Origin of the sequence: Pseudomonas sp. D3 (assembly GCF_029320995.1) — a bacterium.
GTDB lineage: Bacteria > Pseudomonadota > Gammaproteobacteria > Pseudomonadales > Pseudomonadaceae > Aquipseudomonas > Aquipseudomonas paraveronii.
Map to the genome: position 1 here is coordinate 5,236,339 of NZ_CP119772.1, position 23,848 is coordinate 5,260,186.

A 23,848-nucleotide genomic window follows, 5' to 3' on the forward strand; every position below is an offset into this window, starting at 1 on the left:
TTCGGCGCACTCCTAATTGCTCATTATTCTGGGTAACCTGCCGACAACGTTCTGAATATTCGTGTGGAATCAGGAGTTCCGATGCGCTTACGTCAGTTGTGTCTGTTGGCAGTGTTAATGATCGGGGCTACGGCCCACGCTGAAGAAACCTCAAACACCGGCAGTTCTACGCCCCTGTCCTTGAGTGCCGGCAGCCAGATCACCGAATTGCAGCAACGCTTGAAAGAAAGCGAGCGGCTGCGTGAAGAACTGAGCAAGCAACTGCAAACCACGGATGCTGCCCGTGAAAGCGCCCAGCTGAGTCGCTTGCGCCAAGAGAACCAACGCCTGGCCCAGCAACTCAAAGAGACACAGGGCGGCGCCTTGACCCGATGGCTGACCGAGCAACAGCAGTGGTTTGTCACCGGCGGGGCCGTCGCACTGATCGCCCTGCTGTGCGGGATCTTCGCCAGCGGTGGGCACCGTCGCCGTCGACAATGGCTAAATTGAGTGAGTCATGAGCGAGCTGTTACTGATAGATGATGACCAGGAGCTCTGCGAGCTGCTGACCAGTTGGTTGAGCCAGGAAGGCTTCCAGGTGCGCGCCTGCCACGACGGTTTGAGCGCCCGCAAAGCCTTGGCCGACAGCGCCCCGGCGGCCGTGGTGCTCGACGTGATGCTGCCCGATGGCAGTGGTCTGGAGTTGCTCAAGCAATTGCGCAACGACCATCCGGAGCTGCCGGTGCTGATGCTGTCGGCCCGGGGCGAGCCGCTGGACCGTATCCTCGGCCTGGAACTGGGCGCCGACGACTACCTGGCCAAGCCGTGTGACCCACGGGAGCTGACTGCCCGCCTGCGCGCCGTGTTGCGCCGCAGCCACCCGGCCGCCGTGTCAACGCAACTGGAACTGGGCGACCTGTGCTTCAGCCCGGTGCGCGGCGTGGTCAGCATCGACAATCAGGAATTCACCCTCACCGTTTCCGAAAGCCGCCTGCTCGAAGCCTTGCTGCGCCAGCCCGGCGAACCGCTGGATAAACAGGAACTGGCGCAGATCGCCCTCGGCCGCAAGCTGACCCTCTATGATCGCAGCCTCGACATGCACGTCAGCAACCTGCGCAAAAAGATCGGCCCGCACCCGGATGGCCGGCCACGGATCGTGGCGTTGCGCAGCCGCGGCTACTACTACAGCCTATGAGCCCAGCAACACGCTGATCCCACATTTGATCTGCTCGGCCCCCAGGGTTTTGTCAGCTTCCACCAAAACCCTCTTTACCCAAGCTTTACCCACACCTGACCGCCGCTGACCTTGATCTCCGTAATCTACTCACATCCGGACTCACCGGAATAGAGACAGGAGAATCACCATGCGCAAGACCCTAATCGCCCTGATGTTCGCCGCAGCCCTGCCCACCGTTGCCATGGCAGCAATGCCTGAAGGCCCAGGCCCGATGGGCGGCCCTGAAGGCCACATGATGGGGGGTCCAGGCTTTGACGGTGAACACGGTCCGCGTGGCAAAGGTGGCCCGTTCAGCCAGCTGGATTTGAGCAAGGAACAACGCCAGCAGATCGGCAAGCTGATGGGCGACCAATGGCACGCTCGCAAAGACCTGGTCAAAAAGTACCTGGACAAACTCCCGGCCGCTGACCAGAAAGCCATGCAGGATGAAATCGCCGCCGGCAGGCAGAAAACCCAGGCCGACGTCCGTGCCGTGCTCAAGCCTGACCAGCAGAAGAAATTCGACGAGATCGTCAAGAAGGAAGAACAACGCCGCGCCGAGTGGAAGGAATTCCAGGCCTGGAAAGCGCAGCAGCCGCAAAAAGCGCAATAATGTTCTAGCTTCACTGCCCCAGCCCAGCGGTTCGCGCCGCTGGGCTTTTCCTGTTTGAGGGTTTCCTGTGCGTTCATTGTTCTGGCGTATCCTGGCCAGTTTCTGGCTGGCCATCGCCTTGGTTGCCGGGCTGTCGATCCTACTGGGGCATATGCTCAACCAGGACGCCTGGATTCTCAGCCGCCATCCCGGTCTCAATAACCTGGCCCAAGAGTGGACCCAGCTCTACGAAGCCCAGGGCGAGGACGCCGCGCAAGACTTGCTGCAACAGCGCAAGCGCCAGTACCACATTGACGTGCAAGTACTCAACGAAAGCGGCGAGCCCGTGGTACGCGGCACCTTTCCGCGCCGCGCCGCCGCCTTCGAAGCCCGGCAGAACGACAGCAAGGATGGCCACCTGCCCTGGCGGCGCCTGACCGCCGAGTACACCAGCGAGAAAACCGGCGACACCTACCTGCTGATCTACCGCATCCCCCATCCGGAGTTGGACGCCTGGCACCGCAACAGCCTGATGTGGCCGTTGAGCGCATTGGCGATTGCCTTGGTGGTGCTGACCCTGTTCAGCCTGCTGGTGACGCTGTCCATCACCCGCCCCTTGAGCCGTCTGCGCGGCGCGGTGCATGACCTCGGCCAGGCCACCTACCAGCAGAACAGCCTGGCGCAACTGGCCAACCGCCGCGATGAATTCGGCGTCCTCGCCAACGACTTCAACCGCATGGGCGCGCGCCTGCAGAGCCTGATCGGCAGCCAGCGCCAGTTGCTGCGGGACGTGTCCCACGAACTGCGCTCGCCCCTGGCCCGCCTGCGTATCGCCCTGGCCCTGGCCGAACGTGCCGGGCCCGAGGAGCGCGAAAAACTCTGGCCACGCCTGACCCGCGAGTGCGACCGCCTGGAAGCGCTGATCAGCGAAATCCTGGTACTGGCCCGGGTCGACGCCGACAACGCCAGCGCCGAAGAGGTGGACCTCATCCCGCTGCTCAAGACCCTGCAAAAGGACGCCCAACTCAGCGCGCCGGACCAGGTGGTGCAACTGAACGCCGATCCCGACCTGCGCCTCAAAGGCTGGCCGACCATGATCGAACGCGCCGTGGATAACCTGCTGCGCAATGCCCAGCGCTTCAATCCGCCAGGCCAACCGATCGAATTGCAGGCTCGCCGCCTGGGCGAACGCATCCTGATCAGCGTGCGCGATCACGGCCCCGGCGTCGAGGCCGAGCACCTGAGCCAGTTGGGCGAGCCGTTCTACCGCGCGCCCGGCCAAACGGCGCAGGGCCACGGCCTGGGCCTGGCGATTGCACGGCGGGCGGCGGAACGCCATGGCGGTAACCTGATCCTGGCCAATCATCCCGACGGCGGTTTTAGCGCCAGTATCGACCTGCCATTGACGCCGGGGGTTGTCACACCGGCGTGATGATCTTCTATAGTGGCCCTTCTCTTATGGAGGGCCTTCGATGACTGACCTGCTGACTCCCATCCAAGCCGCACTCGATCTACCGCTCACCCCACTGACCTTGACCGAGGCCGGCGCCCTGCCTTCGATCTTCGCCGTGACCGACCTGGCCGGCGCCAGTATCGGCGCCGCCGGTCAGGCCGTTGCCCACCTCATCCTGCAACAGACCGGGCGATTGCCCAGCGTGAGCGTGGACCGACGCCTCGCCTCGTTCTGGTGCTCTTCCTCGATCCGCCCCGTCGGTTGGCAAGTGCCACCACTGTGGGACCCGGTAGCCGGAGACTACGCCAGCGCCGACGGCTGGATTCGCTTGCACACCAACGCGCCCCATCACCGTGCCGCTGCCGAGCAGGTGCTCGGTAGGGTCGCCGAGCGTGCGCAGATGGCAAGCAAGGTCGCGGCCTGGAATGCCGCTGAACTGGAGCAGGCGATTGTCGAGGCCGGCGGGTGCGCCGCGCAGATGCGCACGTGGCAGGCCTGGCAAACCCATCCGCAGGGCCTGGCGGTGAATGCAGAGGCCTTGGTTCAGCGCCAGAGTTTCGACACCACCACCGCTAAACCCTGGCGCGGCTCAGCGGCCCGACCACTGGCCGGTATCAAGGTGCTGGACCTGACGCGCGTATTGGCCGGCCCCGTCGCCAGCCGTTTTCTCGCCGGGCTGGGTGCGGACGTGCTGCGCATCGACTCACCGACGTGGAACGAGCCAGGCGTAGTGTCGGAAATGACCCTGGGCAAACGCTGCGCGCGCCTGGACCTGAAAACCGCCGCAGACCGCCAGGTTTTCGAAAGTCTGCTCAAAGAGGCCGACATCCTGTTCCACGGCTACCGCGCCGATGCCCTGGAGCAGTTGGGCTACACCGCCAGCACACTGCAACAACTCGCCCCCGGCCTGATCGACGTGAGCCTCAATGCCTATGGCTGGAGCGGGCCGTGGCGCAACCGCCGGGGCTTCGACAGCCTGGTGCAGATGAGCAGCGGCATCGCCGACGCGGGCATGGTCTGGAAACACGCGGATAAACCTGTACCGCTACCGTTGCAGGCGTTGGATCACGCCACTGGCTACTTGATGGCAGCCAGCGCCATCCAGGCACTGCGCGAGCGTTTGGCCTCTGGCCGTGGCGGTTCGGCGCGGTTGTCGTTGGCGCGCACGGCAAAATTGTTGCTGGACGCCGGACCGGTTCCGGAGCAACCGCCATTGCGGGCCGAGGCACCTGAAGATCAGGGATTGGTGGAGGAACAAACGGCCTGGGGACCGGCGCACCGATTGCTCGCGCCGCTGGCCATCAGCGGCACACCGTTGCAGTGGGATTTGCCGGCGGGAGAGTTGGGGTCGCACCGGCCTCAGTGGTGAATTGAAGGTCGCCATCGCAGGCCAGCCCGCGATGCGGCCCTCACCAGCACGACTCATGCACCCTGCTCACCACATCACATAGCTGCGCTGATCAAAACGCCAAAGTCTCATAACCGCAACACCCCGCTATACAGCCCATATGCCGCCAACCCCGCGCCCGCCATCACACAGGCAAAAATGCCTTTTTCCACATGGGTAAACAACGGCTGGCCCTGCTCGCGCTTGGCCAGGGCAAACAACACCACGCCCGGCGCATACAGCAACGCCGACAGCAACAAGTACTTCAGCCCCCCGGCGTAGAGCAGCCACACCGCGTAGCCCAGTGCAATCAGGCCCACCAGCAGATCTTTCAGGCGCTGGCGCTGGGCGCCTTCGTAGGTTTCCCCGCGCCCGCTCAACAACACCGCGTAAGCCGCCGACCACAGGTAAGGCACCAGGATCATGGACGAGGCCAGGTAAATCAGGGTGGTGTAGGTGCTTTCGGAAAACAACGTGATGACCAGGAATATCTGGATCATCACATTCGTCAGCCACAGGGCGTTGACCGGCACCTGGTTGGCGTTTTCCTTTTTCAGGAAGGCCGGCATGGTCTTGTCATGGGCCGTGGCGTAGAGAATTTCCGCGCAGAGCAGCGCCCATGACAGCAACGCGCCCAGCAGCGATACCGCCAAACCGATGCTGATCAGCAGCGCGCCCCAGGGCCCGACGATGTGCTCCAGCACGCCGGCCAGGGACGGGTTCTGCAATTTCGCCAGTTCCGGCTGGCTCATGATGCCCAAGGAGAGCAGGTTCACCAGCACCAGCAGCGCCAGCACGCCGAGAAACCCGATCACCGTGGCCCGGCCCACGTCGGAGCGTTTCTGCGCCCGCGCCGAATACACGCTGGCGCCCTCGATGCCGATAAACACGAACACCGTGACCAGCATCATATTGCGCACCTGGTCCGCCACGCTGCCGAATTGCGGCTTGCCCAAGCCCCATATGTCAGCCGTGAAGATATCCGCCTTGAATGCCACGCCGGCGATGACCACGAACATCAGCAACGGTACGAGCTTGGCCACCGTGGTGATCTGGTTGATGAATGCCGCCTCCTTGATCCCGCGCATCACCAGGAAATGCACGGCCCACAGCAACAGCGAGGCGCAGCCGATGGCCACCGGCGTATTGCCCTCGCCGAACACCGGAAAAAAGTAGCCGAGGGTGCTGAACAAGAGTACGAAGTAGCCGACATTGCCCATCCACGCGCTGATCCAGTAACCCCAGGCAGACGAGAAGCCCATGTAGTCGCCGAAACCGGCCTTGGCGTAGGCATACACCCCGGAATCCAGCTCGGGTTTGCGGTTGGCCAGGGTCTGAAACACAAACGCCAGGGTCAGCATGCCCACGGCGGTGATCGCCCAGCCGATCAATACCGCGCCGACTTCGGCGCGCGCGGCCATATTTTGTGGCAGGGAAAAAATCCCCCCGCCGATCATGGAGCCCACCACCAGGGCGATCAAGGCGCTGAGTCGAAGCTTTTCAGACGATTGCGACATGAACTCTCCAGAGTCAAAAACAAATGAGCGAACGATTGTGTACTCAACTAATTTGCACGAGAGCTCCCGCGTTTATCAGGTATTGCGAACAAAACGCGGGTTCTAATAACCCAAAGGCATGTCAATAACTAGAGTTTAGGGAAATTTATAAATTAAATATGTATTGAACTTTATGAACATCAATGGTTTGCCGAATCGCCCTGGAAAAAGTTTGCACATTCACAAAAAGGGGCTAGCTTGAAATGTCTCTGCAATTAGCAAACCTTAACAATAAACAGCGCATAAAGGCTCTACAACAAGGTGCTGCGCCAAGCCCTTGCGCCCGCAGCATTTTCGGCCTAAGTCATTAATTCACAATGGAATGTGCCAATGATGTGATCTAAGTCAGTTGTTTGAATAGCACACAGAATTATTCTGTGCTCTCTCTTCTCCTGCATTGGAGTTATGCAATGTCTGAATCTCCCGGAAAACTTCGACTTGGTGCACTGGTTGCACTTGTCGTGGGCTCAATGATTGGCGGCGGGATCTTCTCCCTGCCGCAAAACATGGCAGCCAGCGCCGATGTCGGTGCCGTTCTGATCGGTTGGGTGATTACTGCTGTAGGCATGTTGACCCTCGCCTTTGTATTCCAAACCCTGGCCAACCGCAAACCCGACCTCGACGGCGGCGTATACGCCTATGCCAAGGCCGGTTTCGGCGACTACATGGGCTTCTCGTCTGCCTGGGGTTACTGGATCAGCGCGTGGCTGGGCAACGTCGGCTACTTCGTACTCTTGTTCAGCACCCTCGGCTACTTCTTCCCGATCTTTGGCGAGGGCAACACCCCGGCCGCAGTGATTGGCGCCTCGGTGCTGCTGTGGGCCGTGCATTTCCTGGTACTGCGCGGGATCAAGGAAGCGGCGTTCATCAACCTCGTGACCACCGTCGCCAAGATAGTGCCGCTGGTGCTGTTCGTGCTGATTGCGGTGTTTGCATTCAAGCTGGACATCTTCACCGCTGACATCTGGGGCCTGAAAAACCCCGACCTGGGCAGCGTGATGAACCAGGTGCGCAACATGATGCTGGTCACCGTATGGGTGTTCATCGGCATCGAAGGCGCGAGCATCTTCTCGGCGCGGGCCGAAAAACGCTCCGACGTGGGCAAGGCCACCGTGATCGGTTTTATCACCGTGCTGCTGTTCCTGATGCTGGTGAACGTACTTTCGCTGGGCATCATGACCCAACCGGAACTGGCCAAGTTGCAGAACCCGTCGATGGCTGCCGTGCTGGAGCACGTCGTGGGCCACTGGGGCGCGGTGCTGATCAGCGTCGGCTTGATCATCTCGCTGCTCGGCGCACTGCTGTCGTGGGTGCTGCTGTGTGCGGAGATCATGTTCGCCGCCGCCAAAGACCACACCATGCCGGAGTTCCTGCGTAAGGAAAACGCCAACCATGTACCGGCCAACGCGTTGTGGCTGACCAACGCGATGGTCCAGGTGTTCCTGGTTATCACCTTGTTTTCCGCCAGCACGTACCTGTCGCTGATCTACCTCGCCACCTCGATGATCCTGGTGCCTTACCTGTGGTCGGCAGCCTATGCGCTGTTGCTGGCGGTACGTGGCGAAACCTACGAAAACGCCTCGGCCGACCGCAGGAAGGACCTGATCATCGGCGCGATCGCACTGATCTACGCGGTCTGGCTGCTCTACGCCGGCGGCACCAAATACCTGCTGCTCTCCGCCCTGCTCTATGCCCCTGGCGCGATCCTGTTCGCCAAGGCCAAGCATGAACTGGGCAAACCGATTTTCACCAACGTCGAGAAGCTGATTTTCGCCGCAGTGGTTGTTGGCGCCCTGGTGGCTGCCTACGGCCTCTACGCCGGCTTCCTGACTATGTAATTGTTGTTCACTGGAGGATCTGTAATGACCACGGAAAAAGTGAAGTACGGCGTACATTCCGAAGCCGGCAAACTGCGCAAAGTCATGGTGTGCTCCCCAGGTTTGGCCCACCAGCGGCTGACCCCCAACAACTGCGATGAATTGCTGTTCGATGACGTGCTGTGGGTGGCCCAGGCCAAGCGCGACCATTTCGACTTTGTCACCAAGATGCGCGAGCGGGACATTGATGTGCTGGAAATGCACAACCTGCTGACCGATATCGTCGCCATCCCCGAAGCCCTGGACTGGATTCTGGAACGCAAGATCACCGCCAATACAGTGGGTCTGGGCCTGGTCGATGAAGTCAGCTCCTGGCTGCGCAGCCTGGAGCCACGCAAGACCGCCGAGTTCCTGATTGGTGGCGTGTCGGCCGATGACCTGCCGAGCAGCTTCGGTGGCAAGACCATCGAGATGTTCCGCGATTTCCTCGGCCACTCCAGCTTCATTCTGCCGCCGCTGCCCAACACCCAGTTCACCCGCGACACCACTTGCTGGATCTACGGTGGCGTGACGCTGAACCCGATGTACTGGCCGGCGCGACGTCAGGAAACCCTGCTGGCCAGCGCCATCTACAAATTCCACCCCGAGTTTACCAACGCGGACTTCCAGATCTGGTATGGCGACCCTGACCTGGAACACGGTGCTGCCACCCTGGAAGGCGGTGACGTCATGCCGATTGGCAATGGCGTCGTGTTGATCGGCATGGGGGAGCGCTCGTCCCACCAGGCCATCGGCCAGTTGGCGCGCAACCTGTTCAAAAACAAAGCCGTGGAACGAGTGATCGTTGCCGGCCTGCCAAAATCCCGCGCGGCGATGCACTTGGACACCGTGTTCAGCTTCTGTGACCGCGATCTGGTCACCATCTTCCCTGAAGTGGTCAACCAGATCGTCGCCTTCACCCTGCGCCCTGACGAAAGCAAGCCGCACGGCATCGATATCCAACGGGAGAAAACCAACTTCCTCGACACCGTAGCCGCAGCGCTCAACCTCAAGGCCTTGCGCGTCGTCGAAACCGGCGGCAACAGCTTCGCCGCCGAACGCGAGCAGTGGGACGACGGCAACAACGTGGTAGCCCTGGAGCCTGGCGTGGTGATCGGCTACGACCGCAACACCTCCACCAACACCCTGCTGCGCAAGGCCGGCGTGGAAGTCATCACCATCAGCGCCGGTGAACTCGGCCGTGGCCGTGGCGGTGGCCACTGCATGACTTGCCCGATCATCCGCGACCCAATCGATTATTAATTTTCACGCCTTGGCCGCCGCTCACGAGGCGTCGGCCAAGGGGATAACCTAAACAGAAGGAGATCCACCATGGCTTTCAACATGCGCAACCGCAGCCTGCTCTCGCTGATGCACCACACCACTCGCGAGCTCAACTACCTGCTGGACCTGTCCCGCGACCTCAAACGCGCCAAATACACCGGCACCGAGCGTCCGCACTTGCTGGGCAAGAACATCGCACTGATCTTCGAAAAAACCTCGACCCGCACTCGCTGCGCCTTCGAAGTAGCGGCCCACGACCAGGGCGCCCACGTCACCTATATCGACCCGATGTCGTCGCAGATCGGCCACAAAGAAAGCATGAAAGACACCGCCCGCGTCCTCGGCCGGATGTTCGATGCCATTGAATACCGTGGCTTCGCGCAGGAAATCGTCGAAGAGCTGGCCAAGTTCGCCGGTGTGCCGGTATTCAACGGCCTGACCGCCGAATTCCACCCGACCCAAATGATCGCCGACACCCTGACCATGCGCGAACACAGCGACAAGCCGCTGCATGACATCAGCTACGCCTACCTGGGCGACGCCCGCTACAACATGGGCAACTCGCTGCTGATGATCGGCGCCAAGCTGGGCATGGACGTGCGCATCGGCGCGCCGAAAGCCCTGTGGCCACACGAAGATTTCATCAAGCAGTGCCAGGCCTTTGCCGAGGAAAGCGGCGCGCGCATCACCATCACCGAAGACCCTGTCGCGGCGGTGAAGGGCGTGGACTTCATCCACACCGATATCTGGGTGTCCATGGGCGAGCCGGTGGAAGCGTGGGACGAGCGTATCGAGCAACTGCTGCCGTACCAGGTCAACGCCAAGATGATGAAAGCCTCGGGCAACCCTCGGGTGAAGTTCATGCACTGCCTGCCGGCCTTCCATAACAGCGAAACCAAGGTTGGCAAGGACATCGCCGCGCGTTATCCGAACCTGGCCAATGGCGTGGAAGTGACCGAAGAGGTGTTTGAATCCCCGGCCAACATCGCCTTTGAGCAAGCGGAAAACCGCATGCATACCATCAAGGCGATCCTGGTATCGACGTTGGCGGATATCTAACTTTTACTGCTGGAACACAGTCAATGTGGGAGGGGGCTTGCCCCCGATAGCGGCGTATCAGTCGATACAAGTATTGAATGTTAGCCCGCCATCGGGAGCAAGCCCCCTCCCACACTTAGTCCTGTGTTCACACGCTGAACTCTAGAAGGATTGCATTATGCGTATCGTCGTTGCACTGGGCGGTAACGCCCTCCTCCGCCGTGGTGAACCCATGACAGCGGACAACCAACGCGCCAATATCCGAATCGCCACCGAACAGATTGCCAAGATCCATTCCGGCAACGAGCTGGTGATCGCCCACGGTAACGGCCCGCAAGTCGGCCTGCTGTCGTTGCAGGCGGCGGCCTACACCAGCGTCTCGCCGTACCCGCTGGACGTGCTCGGCGCGGAAACCGAAGGCATGATCGGCTACATCATCGAACAGGAACTGGGCAACCTGCTGGACTTCGAAGTCCCGTTTGCCACCCTGCTCACCCAGGTTGAAGTGGACGCCAACGACCCGGCCTTCAAGAAACCCAGCAAACCGATCGGCCCCGTGTACTCCCAGGCCGAAGCCGAGAAACTCGCCGCTGAAAAAGGCTGGACCATCGCCCCGGATGGCGATAAATACCGCCGCGTCGTCGCCAGCCCGCGGCCGAAACGCATCTTCGAAATTCGCCCGATCCAATGGCTGTTGGAAAAAGGCAGCATCGTGATCTGCGCCGGCGGTGGCGGTATCCCGACGATGTACGGCGAAGACGGCAAGCTCAAGGGCATCGAGGCCGTGATCGACAAGGACCTGTGCTCATCGCTGCTGGCTTCGCAACTGGAAGCCGATTTGCTGGTGATTGCCACCGACGTCAATGCCGCCTTTATCGACTTCGGCAAGCCAACCCAGAAGGCCATCGGCCAGGCCCACCCGGATGAAATGGAAAGGCTTGGTTTCGCCGCCGGTTCCATGGGGCCGAAAGTGCAAGCGGCCTGCGAGTTCGCGCGCCAGACTGGCAAAACCGCTGTGATCGGTTCACTCTCGGACATCGAAGCCATCGTCCAGGGCCACGCCGGCACCCGTATCAGCACGGCAACCCCAGGCATCCGTTATCTGTGAAGTTGAGGAAAAACGCCTATGGCTACCTTTGAACCCGGGCATTTGCACATCGAACGACACGCGCTGAACAACGCCGACTACAGCTACAACCTGCACATCGACTATGAAGTCAGCCAGCACCCCAAGGAAGGCCAGGGGATGCTGTTCAAGCTGCATGGCTCGGTGCAGGGCAACGACCTCAAGGAAGAGTTTTTCCTGCCCAAGGACCAGGCGTTCGACTTTGCCCGGCATGCGATGAATATCGCGCAGAAGTACGGGATGCCGAAGATCGCGACGCTCAACGGCGATATGCACAAGCAGTACGACTTGATGTTCGAGGACGTTCGGCATCAGTTGAATGTAAAACCGGGTGATCCGGTCAAACCCGAACACCTCGCATAACTCGGTCAAAATGAGGGAGGGGCTTGCTCCCCTCCCACATTTTTGATCTCCCCCCCTGTCTGGCATACTTGCCGCCTCTCGCTCCCCAGAATTGTCAGCCGCCCCATGCGTATCCACGTCAGCTTCATCGACCGCGTCGGCATTACCCAGGAAGTCCTGGCCTTGCTCGGTGGGCGCAATCTCAACCTGGACGCGGTAGAAATGATCCCGCCCAATGTCTACATCGACGCGCCGACCCTGAGCGCCGGAGTCCTCGAAGAGCTGCGGGACGCGCTGTTCAGCGTCAACGGCGTGCAGGCGGTGACGGTGGTGGACATCCTCCCCGGCCAACGCCGCCACCTGCAACTCGACGCACTGCTCGCGGCCATGACCGACCCGGTGCTGGCCCTGGATAGTGCGGGCAAGATCCTGCTGGCCAACCCGGCGTTGATCGCCCTGTACGGTCGCGAACCGGCCGGCGAAAGCATCAGCGAGCTGTTCAACGACCCGGCATTGCTCGACACCTTGCTGGAGCAAGGCTTTCGCTTGCCTCTGCGCGAGATCAGCGTCAATGGCCAGACCCTGCTGCTGGAGGCCACGCCGATCACCGATGCCGGTGCCCTGCTCAGCCTCTACCAGCCCAACCGCATCGGCGAACAGTTGTCGGCCCTGCACCACGACCATGCGGAAGGCTTCGATGCGCTGCTCGGCGAGTCGCCGGCGATTCGCACCCTCAAGGCGCGTGCGCAGCGCGTCGCGGTGCTCGATGCACCGCTGTTGATCCAGGGCGAGACCGGCACCGGCAAAGAACTGGTGGCGCGGGCCTGCCACGCTATCAGCGCGCGCTGCAGTGCGCCGTTCCTGGCGTTGAACTGTGCGGCGCTACCGGAAAACCTCGCCGAAAGCGAACTGTTCGGCTACGCCCCCGGCGCCTTCACCGGGGCCCAGCGCGGCGGCAAGCCGGGGCTGATGGAACTGGCCAACCAGGGCACGGTGTTCCTCGATGAGATCGGCGAAATGTCGCCGTACCTGCAGGCCAAGCTGCTGCGCTTTCTCAATGACGGTAGTTTTCGCCGAGTAGGCGGCGACCGTGAAGTGAAGGTGAACGTGCGCATCCTCAGCGCCACCCACCGCGACCTGGAAAAGATGGTCGCCGAGGGCACCTTTCGCGAAGACCTGTTCTATCGCCTCAACGTCCTCAATGTCGAAGTGCCGCCCCTGCGCGAGCGAGGCCAGGACATCCTGCTGCTGGCACGCTACTTCATGCAGCAGGCCTGTGCGCAGATCCAGCGCCCGGTCTGCCGCCTGGCGCCCGGTACTTACCCGGCATTGCTGGGCAACCGCTGGCCGGGCAATGTGCGGCAGTTGCAGAACGTGATCTTCCGCGCCGCCGCCATCTGCGAAAGCAGCCTGGTGGACATCGGCGACCTGGACATCGCCGGCACCTCGGTCGCACGCCAGAGCGACAGCGAAATCGACAGCCTGGAACAGGCCGTGGAAGACTTCGAACGCAGCCTCCTGGAAAAGCTCTACACCAGCTACCCGTCGACCCGCCAGTTGGCGAGCCGCCTGCACACCTCCCACACCGCTATCGCCCATCGCCTGCGCAAATACGGCATCCCCAACAAGCCCTGACTGAACACGGATCAAATGGGGGAGGGGCAGCGTGTCATCAAATACGACCTTGATCTGTACTGAAAGCGCTACAGCGTAACGATATCGCTACAACCCTGCTTTTTGCGCGCCATGCAAGGCTTTGATCCACATAGGCTTTTTTTCTTGCGGCGAAGTGTAGCGAAATCGCTACAGCCTCAGGCGCGATCGCGCAGGCCATTTTTATCAAGTTATTGATTTATAAGTAATTAATGACATTGGCCGCGATATTGCTAAGTAACTCCCCATTATTCCAATCCCGTCCACCAGACGAATCTGGCCCCGAGGAGTTTCCATGAGCGAGTTGCGTTTCACTGAAGATCACGAATGGCTGCGCGCCGAAGCTGACGGCAGCGTCACCGTGGGTATCACCGCGTTCGCGCAAAACGCGCTGGGTGATGTGGTTTTCGTGCAACTGCCGGAGTTGCAGGCCTACGACAAGGGCGCCGAAGCGTCCACCGTGGAATCAGTCAAAGCCGCCAGTGGCGTGTACATGCCGTTGGACGGTGACGTCCTCGAAGTGAACGCCGAGCTGGAGGGCCGCCCGGAACTGGTCAACGAAGACCCGATGGGCGAAGGCTGGTTCTTCCGCTTTAAACCCGCCGATGCCGATGCAGTGGCTACGCTGTTGGATCAGGATGCGTATGACCGCCTGATCAAAGCCAACGCACAAGCCTGAGGAGCGCGCCATGACGATCAACTTGAGCACCGCCAACGAATTCATCGCCCGCCACATCGGCCCGCGCCAGGAAGATGAGCTGCAGATGCTCGCCAGCCTGGGCTTTGATTCCCTGGAAGCCCTGAGCGCCAGTGTGATCCCGGAAAGCATCAAGGGCACCAGCGTGCTCGGCCTGGAAGATGGCTTGAGCGAAGCCGAGGCCCTGGCCAAGATCAAGGACATCGCCAGTCAGAATCAACTGTTCAAGACCTACATCGGCCAGGGCTACTACAACTGCCATACGCCGTCGCCGATCCTGCGCAACCTCTTGGAAAACCCGGCCTGGTACACCGCCTACACGCCCTACCAACCGGAGATTTCCCAGGGCCGCCTGGAAGCGCTGTTGAACTTCCAGACCCTGATCAGCGACCTCACCGGCCTGCCGATTGCCAACGCGTCGCTGCTTGACGAAGCCACCGCCGCCGCCGAAGCCATGACCTTCTGCAAACGTCTGAGCAAGAACAAGGGCAGCAATGCCTTCTTCGCCTCGATCCACAGCCACCCGCAAACCCTCGACGTGCTGCGCACCCGTGCCGAGCCCTTGGGCATCGACGTGGTGGTGGGCGATGAGCGCGAACTGAGCGATGTCAGCCCATTCTTCGGCGCCCTGCTGCAATACCCGGCCAGCAACGGCGACGTGTTTGATTATCGCGAGCTGACCGAACGCTTCCACGCCGCCAATGCCCTGGTGGCCGTGGCCGCCGACCTGCTGGCCCTGACCCTGCTGACCCCACCGGGTGAGTTCGGCGCCGACGTGGCCATCGGCAGCGCCCAACGCTTCGGCGTCCCGCTGGGCTTTGGCGGCCCGCACGCGGCGTACTTCTCTACCAAGGATGCGTTCAAGCGCGACATGCCGGGCCGCCTGGTCGGGGTTTCGGTCGACCGCTTCGGCAAGCCGGCCCTGCGCCTGGCCATGCAGACCCGCGAGCAACATATCCGCCGCGAGAAAGCCACCAGCAACATCTGCACCGCCCAGGTCCTGCTCGCCAACATTGCCAGCATGTACGCCGTGTACCACGGCCCGAAAGGCCTGACCCAGATCGCCCAGCGCATTCACCAGTTGACCGCGATCCTGGCCAACGGTTTGAGCGCCCTGGGCCTGAAGGTCGAGCAAGAACACTTCTTCGACACCCTGACCCTCAACACCGGCGCGCGCACCGCCGCCCTGCACGATCAAGCACGCGCCCAGCGCATCAACCTGCGTGTGGTGGACGGTGAGCGTCTCGGCCTGTCGGTCGACGAAACCACCACCCAGGCCGATATCGAAACCTTGTGGGCACTCTTCGCCGACGGTAAAGCCCTGCCGGACTTCGCCGCCAAGGTCGAAGGCAGCCTGCCGGCCGCGCTGCTGCGTCAGTCGCCGATCCTCAGCCACCCGGTGTTCAACCGTTATCACTCCGAAACCGAACTGATGCGCTACCTGCGCAAGCTGGCCGACAAGGACCTGGCGCTGGACCGCACCATGATCCCGCTGGGCTCCTGCACCATGAAGCTCAACGCCGCCAGCGAAATGATCCCGGTGACCTGGGCCGAGTTCGGTGCCCTGCACCCGTTCGCCCCAGCCGAACAAAGCGCCGGCTACCTGCAACTGACCACCGAGCTGGAAGCCATGCTCTGTGCGGCCACCGGGTATGACGCGATCTCGCTGCAACCGAACGCCGGTTCCCAGGGTGAATACGCAGGCATGCTGGCGATTCGTGCCTATCACCAGAGCCGTGGCGATGAGCGCCGCGACATCTGCCTGATCCCGTCATCGGCCCACGGCACCAACCCGGCCACCGCCCACATGGCCGGCATGCGTGTGGTGGTGACCGCCTGCGACACCCGAGGCAACGTCGACATCGAAGACCTGCGCGCCAAAGCCATCGAGCACCGCGACCACCTCGCTGCGCTGATGATCACCTACCCGTCGACCCACGGCGTGTTCGAAGAAGGTATCCGCGAGATCTGCGGGATCATTCACGACAACGGCGGCCAGGTGTACATCGACGGCGCCAACATGAACGCCATGGTTGGCCTGTGCGCGCCGGGCAAGTTCGGCGGCGACGTGTCCCACCTGAACCTGCACAAGACCTTCTGCATCCCGCACGGCGGTGGCGGCCCGGGCGTTGGCCCGATCGGCGTCAAATCGCACCTGAGCCCATTCCTGCCCGGCCACGCGACCATGGCACACAAGGAAGGCGCGGTGTGCGCCGCGCCGTTCGGCAGCGCAAGCATCCTGCCGATCACCTGGATGTACATCAGCATGATGGGCGGCGCGGGCCTCAAGCGCGCTTCGCAGTTGGCGATCCTGAATGCCAACTACATTTCCCGTCGCCTGGAAGAGCACTACCCGGTGCTCTACACCGGCAGCAACGGCTTGGTGGCGCATGAATGCATCCTCGACCTGCGCCCGTTGAAAGACAGCAGCGGCATCAGCGTAGATGACGTGGCCAAGCGCCTGATCGACTTCGGGTTCCACGCGCCGACCATGTCGTTCCCGGTGGCCGGCACCTTGATGATCGAGCCGACCGAAAGCGAATCCAAGGAAGAACTGGACCGCTTCTGCGACGCGATGATCGCCATCCGCGAAGAAATCCGCGCAGTCGAAAACGGCACCTTGGACAAGGACGACAACCCCCTGAAAAACGCCCCGCACACAGCCGCAGAACTGGTGGGCGAATGGAGCCACCCTTACAGCCGTGAACAAGCGGTGTACCCGGTGGCGTCATTGATCGACGGCAAGTACTGGCCGCCGGTTGGCCGGGTCGACAACGTGTTCGGCGATCGCAACCTGGTGTGTGCGTGCCCTTCAATCGAGAGCTACGCATAACCGGATCAAAAATGTGGGAGGGGGCTTGCCCCCGATAGCGGTGGATCAGTTATCTATTGATCGACTGACACACCGCCATCGGGGGCAAGCCCCCCTCCCACACTTTGATCGGGTACACCCGACACCTAATAAGAAACCGGAGAACAACCCATGTCGTTAAGCGTGTTCGACCTGTTCAAGATTGGCATCGGCCCCTCCAGCTCCCACACCGTCGGCCCAATGCGCGCCGCCGCGCGCTTTGTCGAGGGGTTGCGCCGTGACGACCTGCTGAGCGCCACCACCTGCGTCAAGGTGGAACTCTATGGCTCACTCGGCGCTACCGGCAAAGGCCACGGCAGCGACAAGGCCGTGCTGCTCGGCCTGGAAGGCGAACACCCGGACACCGTGAACACAGAAACCATCGCCGCGCGCCTGGCACAGATGCGCAGCGACGGCCGCTTGAACCTGCTCGGCGAACACAGCATTGCGTTCAACGAGAAAGAACACCTGGCGATGATTCGCAAACCCCTCGCCTATCACCCCAACGGCATGATCTTTCGCGCCTTTGACGCCGCCGGTATCCAGATCCGCAGCCGCGAGTACTACTCGGTGGGCGGCGGTTTTGTGGTGGATGAAGACGCCGCCGGCGCCGACCGGATCGTCGAAGACGCCACCCCCCTGACCTTCCCGTTCAAGAGCGCCAAGGACTTGCTCGGTCATTGCGCCACCTACGGGCTGTCCATCAGCCAAGTGATGCTGACCAATGAAAGTGCCTGGCGCCCCGAAGCCGAAACCCGCAACGGTCTGCTGAAGATCTGGCAGGTGATGCAGGACTGTGTGGACGCAGGCTGTCGCAACGAAGGGATCTTGCCGGGAGGCTTGAAGGTCAAGCGTCGTGCCGCTGCCCTGCATCGCCAGCTATGCAAGAACCCTGAGTCAGCCCTGCGCGACCCGTTGTCGGTACTCGATTGGGTCAACCTGTACGCGCTGGCGGTCAACGAAGAAAACGCCAATGGCGGGCGCGTGGTTACGGCGCCCACCAACGGTGCCGCCGGGATTGTGCCGGCAGTGCTGCATTACTACATGCGCTTTATCCCCGGCGCGAATGAAGACGGCGTGGTGCGCTTTCTGCTCACCGCCGCCGCCATCGGAATTCTGTACAAGGAAAACGCATCAATCTCCGGCGCCGAAGTTGGCTGCCAGGGTGAAGTCGGCGTGGCCTGCTCGATGGCCGCCGGTGCGCTGTGCGAAGTATTGGGCGGCAGCGTGTCCCAGGTGGAAAACGCCGCCGAGATCGGCATGGAACACAACCTCGGCCTGACGTGCGACCCGATTGGCGGCCTGGTGCAAGTGCCGTGCATCGAGCGCAATGCCATGGGCTCGGTCAAAGCCATCAATGCCGTGCGCATGGCCTTGCGCGGTGATGGGCAGCATTTTGTGTCCCTCGACAAGGTTATCCGCACCATGCGCCAGACCGGCGCCGATATGAAAAGCAAATACAAAGAAACCGCCCGTGGCGGTTTGGCGGTCAACATTATCGAGTGCTGACGCTTAGACGCGCGTCCGCACGTTTTTCAGGAGCTGAATATGTCCACCGAAACCCTGTTGAAAACCCCATTGCACGCGCTGCACATCGAACTCGGCGCGCGCATGGTGCCCTTCGCCGGCTACGACATGCCGGTGCAATACCCGCTGGGCGTGATGAAAGAACACCTGCACACCCGTGATCAGGCCGGGTTGTTCGACGTGTCCCACATGGGCCAGATCCGCCTGACCGGCGCCAATGCCGCCAAGGCCCTGGAAACCCTGGTGCCGGTGGATATCATCGACCTGCCGGTAGGCATGCAGCGCTACGCCATGTTCACCAATGACCAGGGCGGCATTCTCGACGACCTGATGGTGGCCAACCTGGGTAATGACGAGCTGTTCCTGGTGGTCAACGCGGCCTGCAAGGACCAGGACCTGGCGCACCTGCGCGCCAAGATTGGCGACCAGTGCACCATCGAGCCGTTGTTCGAAGAACGCGCCCTGCTCGCCCTGCAAGGCCCGGCAGCCGTGAAAGTACTGGCGCGCCTGGCCCCTGAAGTGGCCAAGATGACCTTCATGCAGTTCGCATCCCTGCGCCTGCTGGGTGTGGACTGCTACGTCAGCCGTTCCGGCTACACCGGTGAAGACGGCTTTGAAATCTCGGTGCCCGCCGCCCACGCCGAAAGCCTGGCCCGCAGCCTGCTGGCCGAGACCGAAGTCCAGGCCATTGGCCTGGGCGCCCGCGACTCGCTGCGCCTGGAAGCCGGCCTGTGCCTGTACGGCCACGATATGAACACCGACACCACCCCGATCGAAGCCAGCCTGCTGTGGGCGATCTCCAAGGCCCGTCGCGCTGACGGCGCACGTGCCGGTGGCTTTCCCGGCGCCGACCGGATCTTTACCCAGCAGCAAGCCGGTGTAAGCCGCAAACGTGTCGGCCTGCTGCCTCAAGAGCGCACGCCCGTGCGTGAAGGTGCGGAAATCGTCGACGAACACGGCACCGTGATCGGCAGCGTCTGCAGCGGCGGCTTTGGCCCAAGCCTCGGTGGCCCGTTGGCGATGGCCTACCTGGACAGCGCGTTCATTGCGCTGGATACCGAAGTGTCTGCACTGGTGCGTGGGAAAAAGGTGCCACTACGTGTAAGTAAAATGCCATTTGTGCCGCAACGTTACTACCGCGGCTGATTGACTGCTTCTATAAGTAACGCGGTCGCAATAACGCGCACTAAACTGTAACGCGACCGCCATAAAACAGTGCATTTTCGATAGTCATTGTTATAGGGGTTAACCTATAACAAGTGACCAATTCTATCGAATAAGTCGGTGCACGAGTATTCAACGAAATGTCACTAGGCCTAGCAAAACCTGGGCTTTTTGCAGGGCTTGTTTTTTCTGCATTAGTTGTCGTAGAGTTTGTCCACTGTGTTTGCATGGGTCGCTTGAAACCTGACCTGGGCAGTAGCCAAAGTTTGCTACAACCCGTTCGACGTCTCTTACTTTCCTGCAACCCAGCCCAGTACTCTTTCATGCGAAAGGGGCTGTCATTCATTTTTAGCGTCAAGGAAATAAGAAAATGTCGGATAAACGTCAGAGCGGTACCGTCAAGTGGTTCAACGACGAAAAAGGGTTTGGTTTTATCACTCCAGAAAGCGGTCCGGATCTGTTCGTACATTTCCGCGCTATTCAGGGCAACGGCTTCAAGAGCCTGAAAGAAGGCCAGAAAGTGTCTTTCGTCGCCGTGCAAGGCCAGAAAGGTATGCAGGCTGATGAAGTGATCCCCGAAGCCTGATCCTTCCTGCGACAAAAAGCCCCTGATGGTGACATCAGGGGTTTTTTTATGGGCGCGTGAAGGGTGTTGCGCCGTAAAATGCTTTTTTCTTCAGAGAGCCCTGCCATGTCCAAACCCCTGCTGAGCCCCCAAGGCGAATTTCCCGCCGTTGGCCTGGGCCGTCGTCTGGCAGCGATGTTCTATGACTTCCTCCTCTGCACTGCGCTGCTGATTGTCACGGCCTTTATCTACAAGCTGGTGTGGATCGCGTTCGTGGGCGAAGCCAAAATGCGCACCCTCACCGAATCCGGCACGCTGGACGGCGACCCGTTGCTGTCGACGATTCTATTCTTCGTGCTGTTTGGTTTCTTCGCCAAGTTCTGGACCCATTCCGGGCAGACCCTGGGCATGCAGGTGTGGGGCGTGCGCGTACAGAACGCCGACGGCTCGCGGATCAGCCTGTGGCAGGCGCTGTTGCGCTTTGTGGTGTCGATCGCATCGTGGTTATGCGTGGGGCTGGGTTTTATCTGGTCGCTGTTCGACAAGCAGAAACGCAGCTGGCATGACATCTACTCTGACACGCGGTTGGTGCAGGTTCCGAAGCGGAAAAAATAACGCCCTGCTGGTGCGGATCAAAATGTGGGAGGGGGCAAGCCCCTCCCACATGTTCGACCGGGTCAGGCGTTGCCGGCCTGCTTCAGGCGCGCAGCTTGGGTGAAATCAAGCATGCGCTTGAGCGGGCGTACAGCCTGCGGGATCACCGAAGGCTCGACGAAGATCTCGTTACTGCCCTCACGCAGGCACTGCAGCGTGCGCTCCAGCGTATTCATCGCCATCCACGGGCAGTGCGCGCAACTGCGGCACGCCGCGCCATTGCCGGCGGTAGGCGCTTCGATAAAGACCTTGTCCGGGCACAGCTGCTGCATCTTGTAGAAAATGCCGCGATCGGTGGCGACGATGAACGTTTTGTTCGGTAAACGCTGAGCGGCAGCAATCAGTTGGCTGGTGGAACCCACCGCATCCGCCAGTTCGATCACCGAGGTCGGGGATTCCGGGTGGACCAGGATCGCCGCGTCCGGGTACAGCGCCTTCATGTCTTCCAGTTGCTTGGACTTGAACTCTTCGTGGACGATGCAGGCACCGTCCCACAGCAGCATGTCGGCACCGGTCTGGCGCTGAATGTAAGTGCCCAGGTGTTTGTCCGGCCCCCAGATAATGGTCTCGCCGTTGTCCATCAGGCTTTCGACGATTTCCAGTGCACAACTGGAGGTCACCACCCAATCCGCCCGCGCCTTGACCGCCGCCGAGGTGTTGGCATACACCACCACGGTGCGCTCAGGGTGCTGATCGCAGAACGCCGAAAACTCATCCACCGGGCAGCCCAGGTCGAGGGAGCATGTGGCTTCCAGGGTCGGCATCAGGATGCGTTTTTCAGGGGTGAGAATTTTGGCAGTCTCGCCCATGAAACGCACGCCGGCGACCAGTACGGTCTTGGCCGGGTGGGCGGCGCCGAAGCGCGCCATTTCGAGGGAATCGGAGACACAGCCGCCGGTTTCTTCGGCCAGGGCCTGAATCACCGGGTCGCAATAGAAGTGGGCGACCAGCACCGCGTCCTGAGCTTTGAGCTCGGCGGCGATGGCGGTACGCAGGCTGGCCTCTTCCTCGGCGCTGAGGGCCTTGGGCTGCTTGGCATCGAGGTGGGCTTGAACCAGAAGGCGTTCGGAAATTTGCGTCATGTTCGCAAGACCTGCAGGCGCCGTTGCGCGAAAGTCGAGTGTACCACCGGCTCTGGAGCCCTTCGGGCGCCGCCGGACGAAGTGATGTGTCATCAAGCACGGGTTAAGGTGAAGCTGCGCAAGGCTACAGAATATCGAATGGATTCAAAAGCCTAATCTGGCATGGCGCGACGCATCTGTCGGACAAAAAAAAGCGGGAAGGCGCATCACTGGGCCTTCCCGCGTTGACCACGATTAACCTCAGCGCATCAGCACATCCGGATCATCCTGCAACAGGACTGAGTCATGCATCGTCGCCAATGCATCCTTCAACGTCGACTGCTCCAGCGCATCCTTGGATTTTTTGCTTTCCCTGCCCGCGTGTTCGAGCAGTGCCAGGTAGTCACGCTTGGATGAGCCTTCCTTCGGCACCACGGTGTCTTCTACCAGGTTGGCCATCACATACTTCTGCGTGTGGGTATTCTGGGAAGCCGACTGTGTGACGGAAGCACGGGTCAATTGGCCGTCTTTGTAGGCAAAGCTCGCGGTGCTGCTGGCCCTGTCCTGCAATTGCACATACAGGTAATTCTGCGATTCGCGACTGCCATCAAACACCGGCGGTTTCCCACCATCAAGGCCTTTGTGGAAGCTCGCCGAAAGCACCGATTGCTGGTTCTGGGTGACGCTGCGATCCGCGCTGCTGCGACCATTGACCTGGGTTTTCTGCGACACATTGTAGGAAAAGCTGTCGACCTCTGAAGCGCGCATCGGGTTGGAGCTGTCTACGGCCTGCTTGATGGAAGCCTTGAAGTCAGCCAGACCGGTCAGCAAGCCTTTGTCGCTCGGATTGTTGCTCAAGGCTTCCACGGCGCCAGCGCCTTGTGGATAGTTACTGTTCATGGCGCTGAACGCGTCTTTGAACATCGCCATCAAGTCAGTGTTGGCACTCCCTCGCTTTTCCACCCGGTCGAACTGGGCGAGGTAGGTTTTCAGCGCGTTGGCCTGCTGTTTGGCATCGCCGAGGATCGCCGCGTTTTTCAGGTCCACCGCCAGGTCAATGCTACCCGCCGGGCCACTCATGCGTGTGGTGCGGCTCTGGCTGTCGGCGTGAAAAGCCAGAGTCAGGTCATCGCCGCCCTGGGACTTCACCTTGGCATTAAGGTCTACGGACGCCAGCACCTTTGAATCAAACTGAGTCAATTGGCTTAGGTCGAGTTTTGGCGGCACAGCGGTCAGCCCATCAACCGAGGCTTGGAAGGCACTGCCCAGTTGACCGACGGCCTTGAGCTCGTCAGCACTTAAATCGCCCCCCTCCACCGTGGCCTGCACGCCCAGCCCATCTTTCTGGCTCGACAAGCTGAAGGTGACGGTCTTGCCGCTGGCGGTCTTGATGCTGAGGCTGACCTGATTCTCGGCCTTACTGTGCAGCACGGTCTGGTCGGCCTTGATCGCACCGGCGTCCCCGGCCCGGTCGGCCGTGGTGTTGAGCACCGACTGTGAAATGCCCGCGCCGCCGTCTTTGGCGAACTGCGCCACCAATGCTGCCCCCAAGCCGCTGTAGCGACTGGCCGTGGAGGTCGAGTTAAAGCTGGTGTTGATGATCTTGCTGACTGCGTCCTGGCTGCTATTTTCCCAGGCCCGCACACTTTCCCGACCCGGCATCTGCCCGTCTCGGGAGTAGATATCAACGACATCGACAGCCGGATTACCGAGGCTGACCACCGAGGCAGGTCGCACCGGCGAGACATCGACAGTGTTCGCCGAAATGGCGAGCGGTGTGGCTGCCGCGCGAACAATGAGTGGATTGCTAGCGATGATCGGAGTTAGCGTAGTCATGACAGTCCGTG

At 61.1% G+C, this 23,848-nt stretch carries 20 protein-coding genes; 17 read left to right on the forward strand and 3 right to left on the reverse strand.

Annotation, left to right across the window (positions count from 1 at the left end; genetic code table 11):
- Positions 1 to 81 precede the first annotated feature (81 nt).
- The 5 genes from P3S72_RS24180 to P3S72_RS24200 all read left to right on the forward strand — a co-directional run bounded on the left by P3S72_RS24180 (position 82) and on the right by P3S72_RS24200 (position 4,609).
- Entirely contained in the window at positions 82 to 489 is a 408-nt protein-coding gene (locus tag P3S72_RS24180; protein ID WP_276194605.1) for a translation initiation factor 2, read from the forward strand.
- A gap of 7 nt (positions 490 to 496) precedes the next feature.
- Positions 497 to 1,174, forward strand: a complete 678-nt coding sequence (locus P3S72_RS24185) for a response regulator transcription factor (RefSeq protein WP_169883602.1) — start codon at positions 497 to 499, stop codon at positions 1,172 to 1,174.
- Positions 1,175 to 1,343: 169 nt separating this feature from the next.
- The gene (locus P3S72_RS24190; protein ID WP_276194606.1) at positions 1,344 to 1,808 is read left to right on the forward strand and encodes an LTXXQ domain protein; all 465 of its coding nucleotides are present in this window, start codon (positions 1,344 to 1,346) and stop codon (positions 1,806 to 1,808) included.
- A gap of 67 nt (positions 1,809 to 1,875) precedes the next feature.
- A complete protein-coding gene (locus P3S72_RS24195; RefSeq protein ID WP_276194607.1) occupies positions 1,876 to 3,219 on the forward strand; it encodes a HAMP domain-containing sensor histidine kinase in 1,344 nt (447 codons plus the stop codon).
- Positions 3,220 to 3,259: 40 nt separating this feature from the next.
- The gene (locus tag P3S72_RS24200; RefSeq protein ID WP_276194608.1) at positions 3,260 to 4,609 is read left to right on the forward strand and encodes a CoA transferase; all 1,350 of its coding nucleotides are present in this window, start codon (positions 3,260 to 3,262) and stop codon (positions 4,607 to 4,609) included.
- Positions 4,610 to 4,716: 107 nt separating this feature from the next.
- Here P3S72_RS24200 and arcD (P3S72_RS24205) read toward each other — a convergent pair whose 3' ends face one another.
- Positions 4,717 to 6,144: an arginine-ornithine antiporter gene (gene arcD, locus P3S72_RS24205; protein ID WP_276194609.1), complete on the reverse strand. Its 1,428-nt coding sequence runs from the start codon at positions 6,142 to 6,144 to the stop codon at positions 4,717 to 4,719.
- Positions 6,145 to 6,593: 449 nt separating this feature from the next.
- On the opposite strand from arcD (P3S72_RS24205), the gene arcD (P3S72_RS24210) reads away from it, so the two are divergent.
- From arcD (P3S72_RS24210) to P3S72_RS24265, 12 genes are all read left to right on the forward strand, one after another.
- Positions 6,594 to 8,021 (forward strand): arginine-ornithine antiporter, encoded by a 1,428-nt coding sequence (gene arcD, locus P3S72_RS24210; RefSeq protein WP_247404746.1) that lies wholly within the window; start codon positions 6,594 to 6,596, stop codon positions 8,019 to 8,021.
- A 24-nt stretch (positions 8,022 to 8,045) separates the two neighbouring features.
- A complete protein-coding gene (gene arcA, locus P3S72_RS24215; RefSeq protein ID WP_247404748.1) occupies positions 8,046 to 9,302 on the forward strand; it encodes an arginine deiminase in 1,257 nt (418 codons plus the stop codon).
- Positions 9,303 to 9,371: 69 nt separating this feature from the next.
- Entirely contained in the window at positions 9,372 to 10,382 is a 1,011-nt protein-coding gene (locus tag P3S72_RS24220; protein ID WP_247404751.1) for an ornithine carbamoyltransferase, read from the forward strand.
- Positions 10,383 to 10,539: 157 nt separating this feature from the next.
- Complete coding sequence (gene arcC, locus P3S72_RS24225; protein ID WP_247404754.1) at positions 10,540 to 11,469, forward strand: carbamate kinase; 930 nt, start codon at positions 10,540 to 10,542, stop codon at positions 11,467 to 11,469.
- An 18-nt stretch (positions 11,470 to 11,487) separates the two neighbouring features.
- Positions 11,488 to 11,850: a DUF5064 family protein gene (locus tag P3S72_RS24230; protein WP_247404757.1), complete on the forward strand. Its 363-nt coding sequence runs from the start codon at positions 11,488 to 11,490 to the stop codon at positions 11,848 to 11,850.
- 105 nt (positions 11,851 to 11,955) lie between these two features.
- A complete protein-coding gene (locus tag P3S72_RS24235; RefSeq protein ID WP_276194610.1) occupies positions 11,956 to 13,464 on the forward strand; it encodes a sigma-54-dependent transcriptional regulator in 1,509 nt (502 codons plus the stop codon).
- 313 nt (positions 13,465 to 13,777) lie between these two features.
- Positions 13,778 to 14,161 (forward strand): glycine cleavage system protein GcvH, encoded by a 384-nt coding sequence (gene gcvH / locus P3S72_RS24240; protein WP_247408160.1) that lies wholly within the window; start codon positions 13,778 to 13,780, stop codon positions 14,159 to 14,161.
- 10 nt (positions 14,162 to 14,171) lie between these two features.
- Positions 14,172 to 17,012 (forward strand): aminomethyl-transferring glycine dehydrogenase, encoded by a 2,841-nt coding sequence (gene gcvP, locus P3S72_RS24245; protein ID WP_276194611.1) that lies wholly within the window; start codon positions 14,172 to 14,174, stop codon positions 17,010 to 17,012.
- 150 nt (positions 17,013 to 17,162) lie between these two features.
- Positions 17,163 to 18,539, forward strand: a complete 1,377-nt coding sequence (locus P3S72_RS24250) for an L-serine ammonia-lyase (protein ID WP_253398452.1) — start codon at positions 17,163 to 17,165, stop codon at positions 18,537 to 18,539.
- A gap of 39 nt (positions 18,540 to 18,578) precedes the next feature.
- Positions 18,579 to 19,703 carry a glycine cleavage system aminomethyltransferase GcvT gene (gcvT, locus tag P3S72_RS24255; RefSeq protein WP_276194612.1) on the forward strand — a complete coding sequence of 375 codons (1,125 nt, stop codon included), beginning with the start codon at positions 18,579 to 18,581 and terminating at the stop codon, positions 19,701 to 19,703.
- A gap of 388 nt (positions 19,704 to 20,091) precedes the next feature.
- A complete protein-coding gene (locus tag P3S72_RS24260; RefSeq protein ID WP_247400485.1) occupies positions 20,092 to 20,307 on the forward strand; it encodes a cold-shock protein in 216 nt (71 codons plus the stop codon).
- Between the two features lie 105 nt (positions 20,308 to 20,412).
- The gene (locus P3S72_RS24265) at positions 20,413 to 20,901 is read left to right on the forward strand and encodes an RDD family protein (RefSeq protein WP_276194613.1); all 489 of its coding nucleotides are present in this window, start codon (positions 20,413 to 20,415) and stop codon (positions 20,899 to 20,901) included.
- Between the two features lie 62 nt (positions 20,902 to 20,963).
- Here P3S72_RS24265 and nadA read toward each other — a convergent pair whose 3' ends face one another.
- A complete protein-coding gene (nadA, locus tag P3S72_RS24270) occupies positions 20,964 to 22,022 on the reverse strand; it encodes a quinolinate synthase NadA (RefSeq protein ID WP_276194614.1) in 1,059 nt (352 codons plus the stop codon).
- A 240-nt stretch (positions 22,023 to 22,262) separates the two neighbouring features.
- Positions 22,263 to 23,663 carry a lactate dehydrogenase gene (locus P3S72_RS24275; protein ID WP_276197988.1) on the reverse strand — a complete coding sequence of 467 codons (1,401 nt, stop codon included), beginning with the start codon at positions 23,661 to 23,663 and terminating at the stop codon, positions 22,263 to 22,265.
- Positions 23,664 to 23,848 lie beyond the last annotated feature (185 nt).

What these genes read in the sequence shown, in the direction of transcription:
- gcvH (WP_247408160.1), top strand. Translation starts at nt 13,778, where the DNA reads ATGAGCGAGTTGCGTTTCACTGAAGATCACGAATGGCTGCGCGCCGAA.
- arcA (WP_247404748.1), top strand. Translation starts at nt 8,046, where the DNA reads ATGACCACGGAAAAAGTGAAGTACGGCGTACATTCCGAAGCCGGCAAA.
- gcvP (WP_276194611.1), top strand. Translation starts at nt 14,172, where the DNA reads ATGACGATCAACTTGAGCACCGCCAACGAATTCATCGCCCGCCACATC.
- P3S72_RS24220 (WP_247404751.1), top strand. Translation starts at nt 9,372, where the DNA reads ATGGCTTTCAACATGCGCAACCGCAGCCTGCTCTCGCTGATGCACCAC.
- arcD (WP_247404746.1), top strand. Translation starts at nt 6,594, where the DNA reads ATGTCTGAATCTCCCGGAAAACTTCGACTTGGTGCACTGGTTGCACTT.
- gcvT (WP_276194612.1), top strand. Translation starts at nt 18,579, where the DNA reads ATGTCCACCGAAACCCTGTTGAAAACCCCATTGCACGCGCTGCACATC.
- P3S72_RS24275 (WP_276197988.1), bottom strand. Translation starts at nt 23,663, where the DNA reads ATGCCGGGTCGGGAAAGTGTGCGGGCCTGGGAAAATAGCAGCCAGGAC.
- P3S72_RS24260 (WP_247400485.1), top strand. Translation starts at nt 20,092, where the DNA reads ATGTCGGATAAACGTCAGAGCGGTACCGTCAAGTGGTTCAACGACGAA.
- P3S72_RS24180 (WP_276194605.1), top strand. Translation starts at nt 82, where the DNA reads ATGCGCTTACGTCAGTTGTGTCTGTTGGCAGTGTTAATGATCGGGGCT.
- arcC (WP_247404754.1), top strand. Translation starts at nt 10,540, where the DNA reads ATGCGTATCGTCGTTGCACTGGGCGGTAACGCCCTCCTCCGCCGTGGT.
- arcD (WP_276194609.1), bottom strand. Translation starts at nt 6,144, where the DNA reads ATGTCGCAATCGTCTGAAAAGCTTCGACTCAGCGCCTTGATCGCCCTG.
- P3S72_RS24230 (WP_247404757.1), top strand. Translation starts at nt 11,488, where the DNA reads ATGGCTACCTTTGAACCCGGGCATTTGCACATCGAACGACACGCGCTG.
- nadA (WP_276194614.1), bottom strand. Translation starts at nt 22,022, where the DNA reads ATGACGCAAATTTCCGAACGCCTTCTGGTTCAAGCCCACCTCGATGCC.
- P3S72_RS24265 (WP_276194613.1), top strand. Translation starts at nt 20,413, where the DNA reads ATGTCCAAACCCCTGCTGAGCCCCCAAGGCGAATTTCCCGCCGTTGGC.
- P3S72_RS24250 (WP_253398452.1), top strand. Translation starts at nt 17,163, where the DNA reads ATGTCGTTAAGCGTGTTCGACCTGTTCAAGATTGGCATCGGCCCCTCC.
- P3S72_RS24190 (WP_276194606.1), top strand. Translation starts at nt 1,344, where the DNA reads ATGCGCAAGACCCTAATCGCCCTGATGTTCGCCGCAGCCCTGCCCACC.
- P3S72_RS24185 (WP_169883602.1), top strand. Translation starts at nt 497, where the DNA reads ATGAGCGAGCTGTTACTGATAGATGATGACCAGGAGCTCTGCGAGCTG.
- P3S72_RS24200 (WP_276194608.1), top strand. Translation starts at nt 3,260, where the DNA reads ATGACTGACCTGCTGACTCCCATCCAAGCCGCACTCGATCTACCGCTC.
- P3S72_RS24235 (WP_276194610.1), top strand. Translation starts at nt 11,956, where the DNA reads ATGCGTATCCACGTCAGCTTCATCGACCGCGTCGGCATTACCCAGGAA.